A 16,223-nucleotide genomic window follows, 5' to 3' on the forward strand; every position below is an offset into this window, starting at 1 on the left:
GGCCACTCCTAGCCCCTGTCCGCGCGCAACAGCGCGGCCATCAGATAAACCCACAACGCCACTGCCAGCAGCAGTGACACCCCGTCCAGAATGCTCATCACAACTCTCCGTCTCGCAGCACAGTGCCGCTGACGGTCATTGTCGGAAGAGAGGCTGTAAAGGAACGAGAGCGAGTGCCCGATGAAGGCATAAAGAGTGCGTAAAGATCACCGGCGGTGCTGCAGCGGGTCAGGCGCGCGGCTGGTCCGGCTTGCTGTGCACCCAGTCCAGCAGCAGGCTGTAGGCCACCGCAAGCAGGGTTGGGCCAATGAACAGGCCGATGAAACCGAACGCCAACAGACCGCCAAACACACCGAGCAGGACAATCACCAGCGGCAGGTCACCGCCACGGCTGATCAGATAGGGTTTGAGCACGTTGTCGACGCCACTGATGATGAACGTGCCCCACATGCCCAGGAACACCGCCATACCGTATTCCCCCTTCCAGACCAGCCACGCGGTGGCGGGTATCCAGGCCAGTGGTGGGCCCATGGGGATAAGGCTGAGCATGAAGGTAATGATGCCCAACACCAGCGCACCCGGTACGCCTGCAATCAAGAATCCGATCAATGCCAGCAACGCCTGGGCCGCCGCCGTGCCGATCACACCATTGACCACACGCTGCACGGTGCCGGCAATCAGGTCGAGGTAGTAGCCGGCACGCTCACCGATCAGGCGGCCCAGCAAGCTCAAGACAAACGCCGCAAGACGCGGCCCGTCACGGTAGAAAAAGAACACGAACACCAGGCTCAGGGCAATTTCGAGCATACCGCTGCCAATCTGGGCACTGCGCGCCAGCAGCCAGTTCCCGACCTGACCGAAGTACGGCTTGAGATTGGCCAGCATGGCCACACCCTGCTGGTCGACAGCGACCCAGACACCCACCAGGCGTCCGCCGATCAATGGAATACTGCCCAACCAGCTCGGCGCATCAGGCAGGCCGTCAACCTGTACGTCTCGAATGAACGCCGTAGCATCGCGAACGTGGTCCACCAGGTTGAACCCCAGCCAGACCAGCGGCAAGGCCACCAGTAAAATCCACAGCGAGGTCAGGAACGCCGCTGCCAGGGTCTCTCGGTCCCCCAGCAGCCGCGTCAACAGGCGCATCAACGGCCAGCTGGCATACGCCAGGATCGCCCCCCAGAGCAACGCAGAGAAAAATGGCGCCATGACCCACAGGCCAGCCCCAAGCAATCCCAGCAGGAGGATCTGTACCAGCAGGCGGTCGTTACTCAGCATGATGTTCCCTGATCAGCGAATCAATTCAACGTGCAGGCCGCTTGCGCTGCCCTGACCAACTTCCAGCCGCGCCGCGCGCACACCGGTCTTGATCAACTGTTCGCGCCAGGCTTCAGCCTGGGCGCCAGCCAGTGTGACACGCAGGGTGCTGTCCAGGTTGAAACTTCGCCCAAGCAGTACAACCCAGTCTGCTGGCGGCTCCCCCTCAAGGTCGGGATAGTCCAGCTTGCCGGTACTGCGCAGTTCACGTAGCACCGTTGCCGGGGTTGGCAAAACGTCCGCCAGGGGCGCATTGGCAACAAACTGCTCGGCATGCAGGTAGGCCCGCTTGTTCCCACGTGTGATGCCGTACAAGGCGATCAAGGTATCCTGTGCTGGCGCAGCCAGGCGCAGGAGCACAAAGGCTTGCTGCTCGTCGGAGCCATAGAGCCGCGCGTTGCCGAACACCTCATTGGCCCACAGGTTGCTCTCACCGCAGTCACGCGCCTCACACCAGAACAGCGCATAGCCGCCCTTTGCCTGCAAGGCTTCTCGCGCTTGAGTGAACGCCTCGCTGGCGGTCCGCTCGACGGGCAGCTGCCAGGTCACCGAGCTGAGTTGGCCTCGGCCCTCAATCTTGTTCTCCATGCGCAATTGGCCACTGATCTTGCGCAGGGCACCCAGCGGGTAGACGCGTTCCTGCTCCGTCGCCGCGTGCTGATCAACGGCTTTGGCATCCGTTGGCACCGGCAGTTCGGCGGCAACCAGCGGCCAGGCAACGAGCAAGGCCAGAGCGGAAACAGCAGATTTCAGGCTCGTCATCATATTCATCGGCACGCCACGCCCTGAAGGGCGCCGCGAGGTGAGGCAGTGTCACACGTGGTCATGGTTGTCTCCCTGTTCAACCCGCCAAGCCTCGACAGTTGCCTGCTACAAGTCAAGGAATGGCAAAGAAGCGATTGAAACAGTCTGCGACAAGGGACGCACCCGCCTCATCGTTCAGGTGCAGGTGGTGGCCACCCGGCAGTTGTTTCTGTTCAAAGGGTAGCTGCTCAAGCAAGGCAGTGTGCCGCACCAACATACCGTCGGCGGCCACGATCAATTGTGCAGGGCAAGCGATGCGGCGCACAAAGCTCTGCGCTTGCTCATCGCTCAAGCGTAGCGCTGAAGGTAACGTCAGGCGACTGTCGCTGCGCCAGGTAAAACCACCCGGCACGGCCTCCAACCCTCGCTGGGCGAGCAGCCCTGCCGCTTCGCGACTCACCGCCACCACACCCTTCATGCGCGCCTCAACGGCCTGCTCCAGTGCCGCATACACCGGTTTGGGCTTCTTGCCGTGGCGCAGTTGCGCCTGCAGGGCCATGCCCATGCGCTCGGCAGTGTCTTCAACCCCGGCGGTCGGCGGGACAACGCCATCAATCAGGGCCAGACGAGCGATACGTTCAGGCACGGCCCCCGCCAGCACCACTGAGACAATCGCCCCCAAGGAGTGCCCCATCAGGGAAAAGCGCTCCCAGCCCAAATGTTCGGCGACCCTCAACACGTCGAAGGCATAGTCCCACAAGGCATAGCTGGCCCCTGGCGGGCGGTGGCCGGACAAACCGTGCCCGGCCAGGTCCAGCGCAACGATACGCACCCCCGTCAGCTTCGGTGCCAGCCGTGCAAAGCTGTTGGCATTATCCAGCCAGCCATGCAACGCAATCACTGGGCGTCCATCGGCCGGGCCAAACAGCTGCGCCGCCAACTCGACATGCCCCAGGTTCAGACGCACCTGTTCGATTGGGCCGGTCATACACTGTGCTCCTGCCAGCGGTCGAACAGCCCCTTGAGCAGGCTGGCGGTGTCGGTCGGTCGCTCCAATGGAAACATGTGCCCACCCGGCACGCTGTGAAACTCGCCGCGCGGCATGCGACGAACCGCATAGGCATGATGACGCTTGATCACCCGGCTATGACTGCCCCGCACCATCGCCAGCGGGATCGAAACCTGACGGACTTGCCCTGGGCTGATATGGGGCAAGCTACGGTAGATGCTGATTTCGGTGGCCGGATCGAAGCGCAGGCGCAACGCGTCGTCCGCCTCCTGCAGCCCATGCTGCACATAGGCGTCGAGGCAGTCGGGGTCGAAGTTGCGAAACAGGCTCTTGCCTGTGAAGTAGGCCCGTGCGGTTTCTCGATCCGGAAACGCCTCACGTCGGCCCAGCGTACGCCCGGCCGGGGTAAGGCGATCTATAAAGCCAAAGCGCTTGGCCGTGCGAATCAGCCACTCATCAGCGCGCGTCAGTACCGGTGAGTCCAGCATCACCACGCCGCGGTAGAACTGTGGGCAGCGCATTGCCGCATGCAGGTGCAGAACCCCGCCCAGGGAGTGCCCGACACCCCAGACCGGCGCAGGCTGTTGTTGCAGATGGTGGATCAACTCGTCGACCAGGCTCTGCCAGTTATCGTTGACCGGGAAGCGCGGGTCGTGGGCATGCTGAGGCAGGTGGCTGACCTGATAGTCCGGCGCCAGCGCAGCGAATAGCTTGCCGTAGGTGGCCGAGGGGAAACCATTGGCATGAGCGAAGAAGATCTGCTGCGACATGGCCGCCTGTCCGAGAGGAGTAATGGCGTCATTGTCCGCGCCGACTCGGCGCGGGGCAATGTCCGGAAAAGCCATCAGAGACGGCAATCAGGTCAATAGGACGGTGATACCGGCGCAACAGCCTGAATCACCCGTGCCTTCAACGGCTGGGGGCAGCCTCGCCCAGCGCGATGACGGCTATCGTCAGCCGTGAAATGCAACTGGTCTTGCCCTCTTCGGCACTCAATCGAATGTCCCAGACGTGGGTGCTGCGCCCGATATGCACCGGCCGCGCCGTTGCCGTGACCCGACCACTGCGCAAGCCACGCAGGTGGTTGGCATTGACCTCCAGGCCCACGCAGTAGAACTTCTGCGGATCGATACACAAATAGCTGGCCATGGAGCCGACGGTTTCGGCCAGCACCACTGAAGCACCACCATGAAGCAAACCGAACGGTTGGCGGGTACGGTGATCGACCACCATGCTGGCCGTCAGCGAATCGTCGCTGAACGACTCGAAGCGGATGTCCAGTACCTCGCCAATGGTGTTCTTTTGCTGGTGATTAAGCTGGTCGATATCAGGCTGGGTGTACCAGATGCTCATGGGCGAGTCCTTTATTGTTCTGGGTTGAGCAAAGCTCAAGCATGACTCAGGCTACGCAAGGTCATCAACCCAGCCAACGGCCAGTCACCTTCAAGCTCGGCGAGCGAGGCAGTGCTCATCGGCTGCGGATCGCGTCGATGCCCCTGTTCAAGCATCCCCACCAGCGTGCCAACCAAGGGCTGATGGCTGACCAACAGCACATGTTCCAGGCCCAGCTTGTCCAACTCGGCGATCACCTGGTCGGCTTCGCTCTCTGGGGTCAACCACGGTACGGTGATCAAGGGCTTGTCGAAGGACAACGCGTCACAGACCAACTGGGCTGTCTGCTGCGCGCGCACATAAGGGCTGGCCAGGACAGCCTGCAGCGGCTGCCCGAGCAACTGCGCGGCACTGCGCAACACCTGCTCACGACCATGCGCGGTCAAGCGGCGTTCGGCATCGCTATGGGCCCGCGCCTCGGCCTCACCATGACGCAGCACCCAGAGCTTCATAGCTTCGGCTCCTCATCACGCACCGGATGCGCAGCTGCAGGTACGCTGTGAGGTGCTTCACCTTCCGGCGCACGCGGGCTTGGCCAGTCAGCAAATGGCCACGGCTTCTGGTCACTGTGGAAGCTGCCGAAACGACCGATTTGCGCAAGGTACTGGCTGAGGCTGTCGCCAAAACTCATCAGGCTGGCACTTGGCGCACCGTAGATCAGTCGATAGACCAACTGCACCAGTATCAGGCCACCCAGCAGCAGCTCGGCCAATTGCCACACAATCAGGAACACCAGCATCCAAAGGATACGCAGACCGATCGATTCGCACTGGGCCTGTTTCGGGGATTCGTTCATCTACTGCTCCTGTCGTTCAGTTGAAACCGCTGGTGGAAATGAAGTCGACATCAGTCTTCGGCTCGCCCCGCATCAACAACTCGATGACCTGATTGAGGGTACGCCCCTCGAACAGGATCGCATGAAGCCCTGCCACCAGCGGCATGTAGACCTGCAACTCCTGGGCCTTGACCTTGAGCACCTTGAGGGTATTGACGCCCTCGGCCACTTCGCCCAGTTGGCTGACTGCCTGCTCCAGGCTCAAGCCCTGGCCCAGTGCGTACCCCACCTGATAGTTGCGGCTCTTGGGCGAGGAGCAGGTGACGATCAGATCCCCCACCCCGGCAAGGCCAAGGAAGGTCATCGGGTTGGCGCCCTGGCTGACGGCGAAGCGGGTCATTTCCGCAAGTGCCCGGGTGATCAGCATGCTCTTGGTGTTCTCGCCCATACCCAGGGCCACAGCCATGCCGGCAATAATGGCATAGACGTTCTTCAAGGCCCCGCCCAGCTCGACACCGAAGCGGTCGCTGCTCGCGTAGACACGAAAGGTTCGACCATGGAGCACGGCCTGAACGCTGCGACAGAGCGCTTCATCTTCGCTGGCAACCACCGTCGCAGTGAGCGCATGCTCGGCTACTTCGCGCGCAAGGTTCGGCCCGGACAGTACGCCAATACGCGCCTGCGGGGCTATTTCCTCGAGGATCTGGCTCATGAGCTTGAAGCTCTGGGCCTCGATACCTTTGGTCAGACTGACCAGCATCTTGCCGCTAAGCAGCCCGGCATGAGGGGCCAGCACTGAGCGCAATGCACTGGAAGGCAGCGCGACAAAGATCAGCTCGCTCCCCTGCAGGGTCGCCAACAGGTCGGTAACCGGCTCTACCCCCGGGTGAAGTTTGATGCCCTTGAGGTAACGCGGATTCTCTCGATTGCAACGCATGGCCTCGGCCTGTTCGGGATCGCGCATCCACTGGCGTACCCGGACACCATTTTCGGCCAGCAGATTCGCCACCGCGGTGCCGAAACTACCGCCACCCAGAACTGCAACCGGTTGCTGTTCAGTCATATTCAATCCGTTAATGCCAAAAATGTGGCGACGTCCGCATTATACGGCGCGATAGTGCCAGAGCCAGCGCCAGATACGCGAATCATGGCCGGGATTGCCCTCAGACAACTGGAAAATGCCGGCTACTCGGTTAACATGCCCGATTTATATCCGTAATAAGGCCGCGCCGTGTCACTTGGCCCTCTTCCTTCATGCGCTCTTATGCTGCCGACCCTCGCGGTGAGCGGTCAGCCCCTGCCTGAAAAACGCCCTCTGGGCAACCAGGTAACAGCTCAGGATCACCCTGTCGACGCGGAGCTCGCGCGCTGATGCGCAGGCTTCTGAGCGCACTGCTGCTGGCCTGGCTGTGGCCGCTGACGGCAGCGGCACACGACATCCTGCTGACGGCCGCGACAGAAAGCCCGGGCGTGCGCGCCTTTGTCCACTCACTGGAACAACGGCGCAGTGCTGACCAGGTACGTTTCCTGCCGGTGGCCGAGTTGCCTGCGCCGGGACGCATAAAGCCGACAACCCGGCTGATTCTGCTCGACGCCGCCGCCCTCGACTGGCGCCTTGGTGAAACCGCCGGGCCACCGGCACTGGTGATGCGCATCAGCCGAGTGCAGGCCAACCAACGGTTTGGGCGTGTGCCCCCACACTACCTGAGCCTGCTGTGGAGCGACCCGTCGCCTACACGCCAACTGCGCCTGATTCGCTATCTGCTGCCACACGCTCGACGGGTCGGCGTGCTCTATAGCGAGCAAAGCCGTTTCCTGCTCGATGAGCTGAACCAGAGCGCACAGCAGTTGGGCCTGCACATCAACGCCCAAGCCTGGCCGGATCCTCGCGACAATCGCCCCTTACAAGCGCTGCTGCAGGGCAGTGACGTCGTGCTCGGCCTGGACGATCCAGGCCTGTACAACCCGCGTACCGTCAAGAACCTGCTGCTCAGCAGCTACGCCCGACAGATGCCCCTGATCGGCCCCACGGCCGGGTTCGTCAAGGCCGGCGGTCTGGCCAGCACCTTCAGCAACAAGCACGACTGGCTGCGGGTGCTGGACCGCCTGCTCGACCAGGCACCGGCCAAATGGCCGCGCACCCACTACCCTGAGCGTTTTGGCGTCATCGGCAACCCTCAAGTGGCCCGCGCCCTGGGGATTGAGCCGATTGAACCGGCTGCGGCAACCAAGGTCGTCGCCGAAGGAGAGCCCACCCCATGAACCTGCGCCTGAGCCGGGACATTCATACCCGCACGCAGATGATCAGCCTTGGCCCCGCCCTGCTGCTGACCTTGCTGCTGATCGGTTTCTTTACCTTCGTGCGGATCCAGGACTTGCGCCAGGAACTCAACCACACCGGCCAGTTGATCGCCAACCAGTTGGCTCCCGCATCGGAGTACGGCGTGATCGCGGGTAACGAGGACGTGCTCGAAAGCCTGATGCGGGCCACCTTGAGCATCCCCCACGTGCGCTTTCTGGAGGTTCAGGACAGCGCCAACCATATTCTGGTGCATGTCGAGCAACCCGACGAAAACGACAAACCCACACAACCGGTTGAAGTGTTCCAGGCGCCAATACGCTTGCAACAGATCCCCTTGGACAACGACTTCCTGCATAACAGCAGCCTGCCTGCCTCGGCCCCAGGGGACGACTACCTGGGCCGGGTCATCGTCGGTATGTCCAACGACGCCTTCAGCCAACGGCAACAGGAAATCGTGATCAAGGCGGCGATACTCGCCCTGTTCGCCCTGATCTTCACCTTCCTGCTGGCCCGCCGCCTGGCCCTCAGCCTGGCCAAACCCATCAGCGACATGAGCCAGGCCGTCAAGGCGATCCAGCAAGGCGACTTCACCTCACCATTGCCGGTGCTGGACGACACCGAACTGGGCAACCTCTCCCGGCACATCAACAACCTGGCCAGCGCCATGGCCAAGGCCAGCCACGAACAGCAACAGGCCATCGCGCAACTGGTTCAGGCCCGCGAAGAAGCCGAACAGGCGAACAAGGCCAAATCGGACTTCCTGGCAATGATGAGCCATGAGCTGCGCACACCGATGAACGGCGTGCTGGGCATGCTGCAGTTACTGGAAACCACCCCACTGAGCGAAGAACAGGCCGACTATGCGGCCGTGGCCACGGAGTCAACCGGCCATTTGCTAAAGGTCATCAACGACATTCTTGATTTCTCGCGGATCGAGAGCACTACGCTTGAACTTGAACACATTACCTTCAACCTGGCCGAACTGATTGGCAGTTGCACCCAGGCGTTCCTGCACACGGCCCAGCAGCGCGACCTGGAGCTGCAACTGCGCATGCCACCCGGCATCGAGCAATTGCAGGTGGTCGGCGACCCGACGCGCATCCGCCAGGTACTGGTCAACCTGATTGGCAATGCCTTGAAGTTCACTGAACGTGGCACGGTGCAAATCGAACCGCGCTGGCAAGTGCTCGACCGCCAACTGATCTGGTTCAGTTGCGCAGTACGTGACACTGGTATCGGCATCGACAGCCAACACCTGGAAATGATGTTCGTCGCCTTCCAGCAGGCGGACAGCTCGATTTCCCGGCGTTATGGCGGTACGGGCCTGGGGCTGTCGATTGCCCGAACCCTGGCAGAGCGCATGGGCGGCAACCTGCGCGCCGAAAGCCGCGAAGGCCAGGGCTCAACCTTCACCCTTGAGATTCCCTTGACCCTCGCGGTAAAACCGCAACCCACACTGTCACCCAGCGTGCAGGTCGATGAGGACAACGGCCAGGGCCGGCGAATCCTGCTGGTGGAGGACAACCCGGTCAACCAGACGGTCATCGAAGCCATGCTGCGCAGCCTGGGCTATGAAGTGTGCGTAGCCGTCGACGGTGCTCAGGCCGTGACCCAGATCGCTCGCCAGCGCTTTGCCGCCGTGCTGATGGATTGCCGTCTACCGGTGATCGATGGCTACGAAGCCACCCGTCGAATTCGCCAGCAACCCAAGGACAAAGCCTTGCCGATCATTGCCTTGACCGCCAATGCGCTGCTGGGTGATCGCGAACGTTGCCTGGCCGCCGGAATGAACGATTACCTGACCAAACCCTTCAAACGCACAGATTTACAGCAAATTCTGCAACGTTGGTTACCCGCTGACGCAGCGGCGACTGGCGATAAATGCTAAATTGCGGCAGTCTTAGAGACTGAATCAAGGCCGATTGAGGTCTTGAAAAAAAATTTCAGTGCACAAGTGTACATCTTCGTCCCTGTGCTGTGACTTTCACTACAACGCAATAGTCTATGTGTAGGCTGCCGCCCCAGGCCCAAACGCCTTGGGTCGGCCGGGAAGATTCGCCCCTGCCGCACCGGATTATTGAGGAGCTCGCATGACCAAACAAAACGCCTTTACTCGGGAAGACCTGCTGCGCTGCAGTCGCGGTGAGCTGTTCGGCCCAGGTAACGCGCAACTGCCCGCCCCGAACATGCTGATGGTGGATCGCATCACCCATATCAGCGAAGAGGGTGGCAAGTACGGCAAAGGTGAATTGGTCGCCGAGCTGGATATCACCCCGGACCTGTGGTTCTTCGCCTGCCACTTTGAAGGTGACCCGGTGATGCCTGGCTGCCTGGGCCTTGACGCCATGTGGCAACTGGTTGGCTTCTTCCTGGGCTGGCAAGGCCTGCCAGGTCGCGGCCGCGCCCTGGGTTCGGGTGAGGTCAAGTTCTTTGGCCAGGTACTGCCGACCGCCAAGAAAGTCACCTACAACATCCACATCAAGCGCGTCCTGAAGGGCAAGCTGAACATGGCCATTGCCGATGGTTCGGTGGCAGTCGATGGCCGCGAGATTTACACCGCCGAAGGCCTTCGGGTCGGCGTATTCACCTCCACTGACAATTTCTAAGGGTTATTCGCATGCGCCGCGTCGTTATCACTGGTCTGGGCATCGTTTCGTGCCTGGGCAATGACAAAGAGACCGTCTCCGCCAACCTGCGTGCAAGCCGCCCGGGCATTCGTTTCAACCCGGAATACAAGGAAATGGGGCTGCGCAGCCAGGTTTCCGGCTCCATTGACCTCAACCTCGAAGAACTGATCGACCGCAAGGTTTACCGCTTCGTCGGCCACGCCGCTGCCTACGCCTACCTGGCGATGCAGGACGCGATCAAGGACTCCGGCCTGTCCGAAGACCAGGTCTCGAACCCGCGTACCGGCCTGATCGCAGGCTCCGGCGGCGCCTCGACCCTGAACCAGATGGAAGCACTGGACATCCTGCGCGAAAAAGGCGTCAAGCGTGTTGGCCCGTACCGCGTAACCCGTACCATGAGCAGCACCGTTTCTGCGTGCCTGGCGACACCATTCAAGATCAAGGGTCTGAACTACTCCATCGCGTCGGCCTGCGCTACCAGCGCACACTGCATCGGCGCTGCCATGGAGCAGATCCAGATGGGCAAGCAGGACGTCGTCTTCGCCGGTGGTGGTGAAGAAGAACACTGGAGCCAGTCGTTCCTGTTCGACGCCATGGGCGCCCTGTCCAGCCAGTACAACGAAACCCCGGAGAAAGCCTCCCGTGCCTACGACGCCAAGCGTGACGGTTTCGTCATCGCCGGTGGTGGCGGCATGGTCGTGGTCGAAGAGCTGGAACACGCTCTGGCCCGTGGCGCAAAAATCTACGCGGAAATCGTTGGCTACGGCGCGACCTCCGACGGTTACGACATGGTTGCGCCTAGTGGTGAAGGCGCCATTCGCTGCATGCAGCAGGCACTGTCCACTGTCGACACCCCGATCGACTACCTGAACACCCACGGCACCTCGACACCTGTCGGCGACGTCGCAGAAATCAAGGGCGTTCGTGCAGTCTTCGGCGACAAGGCACCTGCCATCAGTTCGACCAAGAGCCTGTCGGGTCACTCCCTGGGCGCCGCAGGCGTTCACGAAGCGATCTACTGCATGCTGATGATGGAAGGCAATTTCATGGCCGGTTCCGCCAACATCGAGGAGCTGGACCCAGAAGTGGCCGACATGCCGATCCTGCGCGAAACCCGCGAAAACGCCAAGATCGACACCGTCATGAGCAACAGCTTCGGCTTTGGTGGCACCAACGCCACCCTGGTGCTCAAGCGCTGGCAAGGCAAGTAAGGCTTAACACCTTACGCAAAACGCCCCGACTGGTTCGGGGCGTTTTTGTTTCTGCTACCCCGATAGCCATGTTGCATCCGCTTTAACGCTGCCAACGGACACGCCTGCAGACACGCTATGCTGCCTAGGCTATCCGACAGCCATGGAGTACACCGTGAGCACTCCCCTTATCATTCGCCCCAAGGCCGAAGACGTCGAAGGCCAGCCCATCTTGCGCCCACTGCCATCGGCCAGGTGCCGCAGCGTCGGGCCGTTCGTGTTTTTCGACCATATGCTCAAGACCGACTACGCCCCTGGCAGCGGCATGAACATCCGCCAACACCCGCACATCGGCCTGTCCACCCTCACCTACCTGTTTGAAGGCGAGATCCTGCACAAGGACAGCCTTGGCTCAGAGCAACGGGTCAAACCTGGCGAGGTCAGCTGGATGACGGCAGGCAGCGCCGTAGCCCATATCGAGCGTACGCCTGCGGACCTGCTCGCCAGCGGCTCACGCCTGCACGGCCTGCAAGTCTGGCTGGCATCACCGAAACATGCCGAACAGGGCCCAGCGCATTACAGCCACTACACCGCCGCCAGCCTGCCAACGCATGACACCCTGGGGGTCAGCATCCGCCTGATCGCCGGCAAAGGCTTTTGCCTGGAATCTCCGGTTCCGGTGCTCTCGCCCACCCTCTATGCCGATGTGCGCATGCAGGCGGCGACCACACTGCCCCTGCCGACGGAACATGAGCAACGTGCGGTATACCTGCTTGAAGGCGAAGCGAGCCTGAATGGCGAACCGATAGAGCCCTGCAGCCTGCTGGTTCTGCCGGAAGGCGAGGAAATGACGCTGTGCGCCGAAGGCGAATGTCATCTGGTACTGATTGGCGGCGCACCGCTGGATGGGCCAAGACGGATGAACTGGAACTTCGTTGCCAGCGACCCGGCGCTGATCGAGCAGGCCCGGGCACGCTGGGCGGCCGGCGACTGGCCGACCGTACCCGGAGAGCACGAGCGCATTGCACTGCCGTAAAGCGCGCCCCAAGCCTCAGACTGTTGCCTGGCGCGTTTCCAGCGCTTACGCCTGGAACACCTCATCGAGCAGGTTATGCATGGCCTGGAACGCCCGCGTGGCGGTCCTGGCGTCATACATCATCATGCCTGGGGTATTCGCTGCCGGATCGGTGAACGAGTGCACCGCTCCACCGTAGCTGAGCAACTGCCAGTCGACCTTTGCCGCATTCATTTCAGCCTCGAATGCCGGCAACTGCTCCCTGGGCACCAACGGATCATCCGCACCATGCAAGACCAGCACCGCGCCCTTGATGTTGGCTGCATCAGCCGGGCGCGGAGTGTCCAGTGTGCCATGGAAGGAAATCGCCGCCTTCAGTGGAGCGCCATCACGGGCCAGTTCCAACGCACAGCAACCGCCGAAACAAAAGCCGAACGCCGCCAACTGCCCAGGCAGCAGCGCAGCGCGCGTCTGTTCACGCAACTGCGCCAGCGCCGCCTGCATACGCTTGCGCAGTTCGAGCCGGTCATTCTTCAGCGGCATCATCGCCGCACCGGCCTGCTCGGCATTGCCGGGGCGTACCGCCTGCCCGTACAGGTCAGCAATCAACACCACATAACCGCGCGCCGCAACTGCACGGGCAATAGCTTCAGCGCCAGCCCCGACACCCATCCAGTTCGGGGCCATTATCAACCCCGGTTGTGCGCCACTGCCCGGCGTGTACAGCAAACGGCTCTCATAGGGTTTGCCATCAAGCTGATACACCAGCGATTCGATAACGACTGCGTTCATCACGACCTCCGAAATTGCATAGGACGCCCATGAAAAAACCCGCCGAAGCGGGTTTTCTCTTACATCGGATTAAGCCGACAGCTCAACCAACAGCTTGTTCAAACGGCGTACATAAGCCGCCGGGTCCTTCAAGCTATCACCCGCGGCCAGTGCAGCCTGATCGAAGAGGATATGCGAGAAGTCGGCGAAACGGTCTTCGCTCTGCTCGTTGTCCAGTTTTTCGATCAGCGGATGGCTAGGGTTGAACTCGAAGATCGGCTTGGAGTCCGGAACCTTCTGACCACTGGCCTCGAGGATCTGACGCATCTGCAGGCCCAGGTCCTGCTCACCGATAGCCAGGATGGCTGGCGAGTCGGTCAAACGATGGGAAACCCGTACTTCGCTGACAGCATCGCCCAGCGCACCTTTCAGGCGCTCGACCAGGCCCTCTTTTTCCTTGGCGATTTCTTCCTGAGCCTTCTTGTCCTCTTCGGAGTCCAGCTTGCCCAGGTCCAGATCACCGCGCGCAACATCGACAAACTGCTTGCCGTCGAAATCACTGAGGTAGCTCATCAGCCACTCGTCAATACGATCGGTCAGCAGCAGCACTTCGATGCCTTTCTTGCGGAAGACTTCCAGGTGCGGGCTGTTCTTGACCTGCGCGTACGACTCGCCGGTGAGGAAGTAAATCTTGTCCTGACCTTCCTTGGCGCGTGCCAGGTAGTCGGCCAGGGAAACGCTTTGCTCGCCACTGTCGTCCTGGGTGGAAGCGAAACGCAGGAGACCGGCGATTTTTTCCTTGTTGGCGAAGTCTTCAGCCGGGCCTTCTTTCATGACCTGGCCGAAATTCTTCCAGAAGCCTTTGTACTGCTCAGGCTCGTTCTTCGCCAGCTTCTCCAGCATATCCAGAACGCGCTTGGTCAGTGCCGACTTCATCGAGTCGATGATCGGGTCCTTCTGCAGGATTTCCCGCGACACATTCAGCGACAGGTCATTGGAATCGACCACGCCCTTGATGAAGCGCAGGTACAACGGCAGGAACGACTCCGCCTGGTCCATGATGAACACACGCTGCACGTAGAGCTTCAGGCCACGCGGTGCTTCACGCTGGTACAGATCGAACGGCGCACGGGCCGGTACGTACAGCAGCGAATTGTACTCAAGCTTGCCCTCGACCTTGTTGTGGCTCCAGGCCAGCGGGTTTTCAAAGTCGTGACCGATGTGCTTGTAGAACTCCTGGTACTCCTCGTCCTTGATTTCAGTACGCGGACGGGTCCACAGGGCGCTGGCGCGGTTGACGGTTTCCCATGCTTCGGCCGGCTTTTCCTCACCTTCGGCAACCTCGACCTGCTTGGGCAGCTCGATCGGCAAGGCGATATGGTCGGAGTACTTCTTGATGACGTTGCGCAGGCGCCAGCCATCGGCGAACTCGGTCTCGTCCTTCTTCAGGTGCAGGACGATACGGGTACCACGCTCGGCCTTTTCGACAGTGGCAACTTCGAATTCGCCTTCACCTTTGGAGGACCAGTGAACACCCTCGGCAGCAGACAGGCCGGCACGACGGCTGAACACATCAACCTTGTCGGCGACGATGAATGCGGAGTAGAAGCCCACACCGAACTGACCGATCAGGTGCGAATCTTTCTTCTGGTCACCGGTGAGGTTTTTCATGAAATCGGCGGTGCCAGACTTGGCAATGGTGCCCAGGTGCGTGATCACATCCTCGCGGCTCATGCCAATACCGTTGTCCTCGAGGGTAACGGTACCTGCTTCCTTGTCGAAGCTCACACGGATTTTCAGCTCGGCGCCGCCTTCAAGCAGCTCAGGCTTGGACAGGGCTTCGAAACGTAGCTTGTCCACTGCATCGGAGGCGTTGGAAATCAATTCGCGAAGGAAAATTTCCTTGTTCGAATACAGCGAATGGATCATGAGGTGCAACAGCTGCTTCACCTCGGTCTGGAAGCCCAGGGTTTCTTTTTGAGTTTCCACACTCATGGTCTTCAAAACTCCAATCTATTGACAGTGGCCACTGACCAGGCAAGCGCGATAGGCACCCTCGCCTGGTCGTTGCAGCGGGATGAACAACAGATGGGGGCACTGCGCACTATTTCAAGGGCGGCAATAATTCTTCGATCTTGAAATGCGCGCGAGCAGTGGCGATGGGTTCGGCCTGACTGCCCTGCCAGGCGGTAATCGCGACATTGGTCACTCGTCGCCCCTGACGCCAGAGCTGACACTGGGCATAGGTATCACGGAAGTACCCGGCCCGGAGGTAGTCGACCGAGAAGTCGATGATTTTGGGTATGGCCGCGCTTTCACTGAAAATCAGCAGATAGAGGGCGGCCGATAGCTCCATGAACCCGGCAATCACGCCCCCATGAATGGCGGGCAACAAGGGATTACCGATGTTGTCGGGGTTGGCAGGCAGACGAAACAACAAGTCTTCACCCTGACGGCTGCACTCGATACCGATCAACCCGGCATAGGGGATCAGATCCAGAAGTGGCGCATAGTTGCCCTCGGCATGGGCCGCGCGCAGCTGCTGATGAACCTCACGCGGAATCACAGCAGACCGTCCTTGAGTTGACTGGCGAACCCCTGCCCGCCCTTGACGCCTTTACCCAAGCGCATAAAGGTACCCACCACCTGCGCAATCGGTCGCTGCGGATCATCCTGGTACGCCATGCCTCGGGTGAAGATCACGTCCCGGGTGACGCGATAGCACTGTGCGTAGCCGTAGATATCCTTCCCCGCTTCCGAGGGATGCATGTAGTCAATACGCAGATCAAGGGTCGGGCACACCTCGAACACCGGCAACACGCACAGCGTGGCCATGCCGCAGGTGGTATCCATCAGGGTGGTCAAGGCGCCGCCATGAATCGCACCGGTCTGTGGATTACCGACAATTTTCTGTGCGTAGGGCAGAACCAGTGTCATACCGTCAGCATCGGCACGCTCGACACGCATGTCCAGTAACTGACAATGACGCAGTGCAGAAAGAAAGGGCGGCGGCAAAAACTGAGTGCAACACCTGACCTTTCCGGTACGGTGCTGCCCCTATGTCTTATACCGAACTCAGCG

The 16,223-nt window shown here is 60.9% G+C and carries 18 protein-coding genes; 5 read left to right on the top strand and 13 right to left on the bottom strand.

Annotation, left to right across the window (positions count from 1 at the left end; translation table 11 throughout):
* Positions 1 to 8: 8 nt before the first annotated feature.
* From kdpF to CYD26_RS10845, 9 genes are all read right to left on the bottom strand, one after another.
* A complete protein-coding gene (kdpF, locus tag CYD26_RS10805) occupies positions 9 to 98 on the bottom strand; it encodes a K(+)-transporting ATPase subunit F (RefSeq protein ID WP_065759426.1) in 90 nt (29 codons plus the stop codon).
* Between the two features lie 130 nt (positions 99 to 228).
* The gene (locus tag CYD26_RS10810; protein ID WP_102052592.1) at positions 229 to 1,278 is read right to left on the bottom strand and encodes an AI-2E family transporter; all 1,050 of its coding nucleotides are present in this window, start codon (positions 1,276 to 1,278) and stop codon (positions 229 to 231) included.
* Positions 1,279 to 1,290: 12 nt separating this feature from the next.
* Positions 1,291 to 2,079 (bottom strand): DUF4892 domain-containing protein, encoded by a 789-nt coding sequence (locus tag CYD26_RS10815; RefSeq protein WP_102052607.1) that lies wholly within the window; start codon positions 2,077 to 2,079, stop codon positions 1,291 to 1,293.
* Positions 2,080 to 2,194: 115 nt separating this feature from the next.
* Positions 2,195 to 3,049 (bottom strand): alpha/beta hydrolase, encoded by an 855-nt coding sequence (locus CYD26_RS10820; RefSeq protein ID WP_102052593.1) that lies wholly within the window; start codon positions 3,047 to 3,049, stop codon positions 2,195 to 2,197.
* On the bottom strand, positions 3,046 to 3,840 hold the full coding sequence (locus CYD26_RS10825) for an alpha/beta fold hydrolase (protein WP_099774025.1): 795 nt from the start codon (positions 3,838 to 3,840) through the stop codon (positions 3,046 to 3,048). Before CYD26_RS10825 ends, CYD26_RS10820 begins: the two co-directional genes overlap by 4 nt.
* 139 nt (positions 3,841 to 3,979) lie before the next feature.
* On the bottom strand, positions 3,980 to 4,423 hold the full coding sequence (locus CYD26_RS10830) for a hotdog fold thioesterase (RefSeq protein WP_099774024.1): 444 nt from the start codon (positions 4,421 to 4,423) through the stop codon (positions 3,980 to 3,982).
* Between the two features lie 35 nt (positions 4,424 to 4,458).
* A complete protein-coding gene (sixA, locus tag CYD26_RS10835; RefSeq protein WP_102052594.1) occupies positions 4,459 to 4,914 on the bottom strand; it encodes a phosphohistidine phosphatase SixA in 456 nt (151 codons plus the stop codon).
* Positions 4,911 to 5,258, bottom strand: coding sequence for a DUF4389 domain-containing protein (locus CYD26_RS10840; protein ID WP_102052595.1), 348 nt, complete (start codon positions 5,256 to 5,258; stop codon positions 4,911 to 4,913). Before CYD26_RS10840 ends, sixA begins: the two co-directional genes overlap by 4 nt.
* Positions 5,259 to 5,274: 16 nt before the next feature.
* Positions 5,275 to 6,300 (bottom strand): NAD(P)H-dependent glycerol-3-phosphate dehydrogenase, encoded by a 1,026-nt coding sequence (locus tag CYD26_RS10845; protein ID WP_099774022.1) that lies wholly within the window; start codon positions 6,298 to 6,300, stop codon positions 5,275 to 5,277.
* A 308-nt stretch (positions 6,301 to 6,608) separates the two neighbouring features.
* On the opposite strand from CYD26_RS10845, the gene CYD26_RS10850 reads away from it, so the two are divergent.
* From CYD26_RS10850 to CYD26_RS10870, 5 genes are all read left to right on the top strand, one after another.
* Positions 6,609 to 7,499 (top strand): ABC transporter substrate-binding protein, encoded by an 891-nt coding sequence (locus CYD26_RS10850; protein WP_102052596.1) that lies wholly within the window; start codon positions 6,609 to 6,611, stop codon positions 7,497 to 7,499.
* Positions 7,496 to 9,427: a response regulator gene (locus tag CYD26_RS10855; RefSeq protein WP_102052597.1), complete on the top strand. Its 1,932-nt coding sequence runs from the start codon at positions 7,496 to 7,498 to the stop codon at positions 9,425 to 9,427. Before CYD26_RS10850 ends, CYD26_RS10855 begins: the two co-directional genes overlap by 4 nt.
* 202 nt (positions 9,428 to 9,629) lie before the next feature.
* The gene (gene fabA / locus CYD26_RS10860; protein ID WP_065759437.1) at positions 9,630 to 10,145 is read left to right on the top strand and encodes a 3-hydroxyacyl-[acyl-carrier-protein] dehydratase FabA; all 516 of its coding nucleotides are present in this window, start codon (positions 9,630 to 9,632) and stop codon (positions 10,143 to 10,145) included.
* Positions 10,146 to 10,156: 11 nt separating this feature from the next.
* Positions 10,157 to 11,377 (top strand): beta-ketoacyl-ACP synthase I, encoded by a 1,221-nt coding sequence (gene fabB / locus CYD26_RS10865; RefSeq protein WP_102052598.1) that lies wholly within the window; start codon positions 10,157 to 10,159, stop codon positions 11,375 to 11,377.
* Between the two features lie 154 nt (positions 11,378 to 11,531).
* On the top strand, positions 11,532 to 12,392 hold the full coding sequence (locus tag CYD26_RS10870) for a pirin family protein (protein ID WP_099774019.1): 861 nt from the start codon (positions 11,532 to 11,534) through the stop codon (positions 12,390 to 12,392).
* A 45-nt stretch (positions 12,393 to 12,437) separates the two neighbouring features.
* Here CYD26_RS10870 and CYD26_RS10875 read toward each other — a convergent pair whose 3' ends face one another.
* From CYD26_RS10875 to CYD26_RS10890, 4 genes are all read right to left on the bottom strand, one after another.
* Entirely contained in the window at positions 12,438 to 13,163 is a 726-nt protein-coding gene (locus CYD26_RS10875) for a dienelactone hydrolase family protein (RefSeq protein WP_065759440.1), read from the bottom strand.
* Positions 13,164 to 13,232: 69 nt separating this feature from the next.
* Positions 13,233 to 15,137 (bottom strand): molecular chaperone HtpG, encoded by a 1,905-nt coding sequence (htpG, locus tag CYD26_RS10880; protein ID WP_099774017.1) that lies wholly within the window; start codon positions 15,135 to 15,137, stop codon positions 13,233 to 13,235.
* 109 nt (positions 15,138 to 15,246) lie between these two features.
* Positions 15,247 to 15,708, bottom strand: coding sequence for a PaaI family thioesterase (locus tag CYD26_RS10885; protein ID WP_102052599.1), 462 nt, complete (start codon positions 15,706 to 15,708; stop codon positions 15,247 to 15,249).
* On the bottom strand, positions 15,705 to 16,157 hold the full coding sequence (locus CYD26_RS10890; protein ID WP_256588006.1) for a PaaI family thioesterase: 453 nt from the start codon (positions 16,155 to 16,157) through the stop codon (positions 15,705 to 15,707). Before CYD26_RS10890 ends, CYD26_RS10885 begins: the two co-directional genes overlap by 4 nt.
* Positions 16,158 to 16,223: the final 66 nt, after the last annotated feature.

This window comes from Pseudomonas sp. FFUP_PS_473 (assembly GCF_002858665.1).
Taxonomy (GTDB): Bacteria; Pseudomonadota; Gammaproteobacteria; order Pseudomonadales; family Pseudomonadaceae; genus Aquipseudomonas; species Aquipseudomonas defluvii.

Excerpts from the sequence above, each read along its gene's own strand:
- CYD26_RS10825 (WP_099774025.1), bottom strand. The coding sequence starts at position 3,840 with ATGTCGCAGCAGATCTTCTTCGCTCATGCCAATGGTTTCCCCTCGGCC.
- kdpF (WP_065759426.1), bottom strand. The coding sequence starts at position 98 with ATGAGCATTCTGGACGGGGTGTCACTGCTGCTGGCAGTGGCGTTGTGG.
- htpG (WP_099774017.1), bottom strand. The coding sequence starts at position 15,137 with ATGAGTGTGGAAACTCAAAAAGAAACCCTGGGCTTCCAGACCGAGGTG.
- CYD26_RS10845 (WP_099774022.1), bottom strand. The coding sequence starts at position 6,300 with ATGACTGAACAGCAACCGGTTGCAGTTCTGGGTGGCGGTAGTTTCGGC.
- CYD26_RS10850 (WP_102052596.1), top strand. The coding sequence starts at position 6,609 with ATGCGCAGGCTTCTGAGCGCACTGCTGCTGGCCTGGCTGTGGCCGCTG.
- fabB (WP_102052598.1), top strand. The coding sequence starts at position 10,157 with ATGCGCCGCGTCGTTATCACTGGTCTGGGCATCGTTTCGTGCCTGGGC.
- CYD26_RS10820 (WP_102052593.1), bottom strand. The coding sequence starts at position 3,049 with ATGACCGGCCCAATCGAACAGGTGCGTCTGAACCTGGGGCATGTCGAG.
- CYD26_RS10815 (WP_102052607.1), bottom strand. The coding sequence starts at position 2,079 with ATGACGAGCCTGAAATCTGCTGTTTCCGCTCTGGCCTTGCTCGTTGCC.
- fabA (WP_065759437.1), top strand. The coding sequence starts at position 9,630 with ATGACCAAACAAAACGCCTTTACTCGGGAAGACCTGCTGCGCTGCAGT.
- CYD26_RS10830 (WP_099774024.1), bottom strand. The coding sequence starts at position 4,423 with ATGAGCATCTGGTACACCCAGCCTGATATCGACCAGCTTAATCACCAG.
- CYD26_RS10855 (WP_102052597.1), top strand. The coding sequence starts at position 7,496 with ATGAACCTGCGCCTGAGCCGGGACATTCATACCCGCACGCAGATGATC.
- CYD26_RS10810 (WP_102052592.1), bottom strand. The coding sequence starts at position 1,278 with ATGCTGAGTAACGACCGCCTGCTGGTACAGATCCTCCTGCTGGGATTG.
- sixA (WP_102052594.1), bottom strand. The coding sequence starts at position 4,914 with ATGAAGCTCTGGGTGCTGCGTCATGGTGAGGCCGAGGCGCGGGCCCAT.
- CYD26_RS10840 (WP_102052595.1), bottom strand. The coding sequence starts at position 5,258 with ATGAACGAATCCCCGAAACAGGCCCAGTGCGAATCGATCGGTCTGCGT.
- CYD26_RS10875 (WP_065759440.1), bottom strand. The coding sequence starts at position 13,163 with ATGAACGCAGTCGTTATCGAATCGCTGGTGTATCAGCTTGATGGCAAA.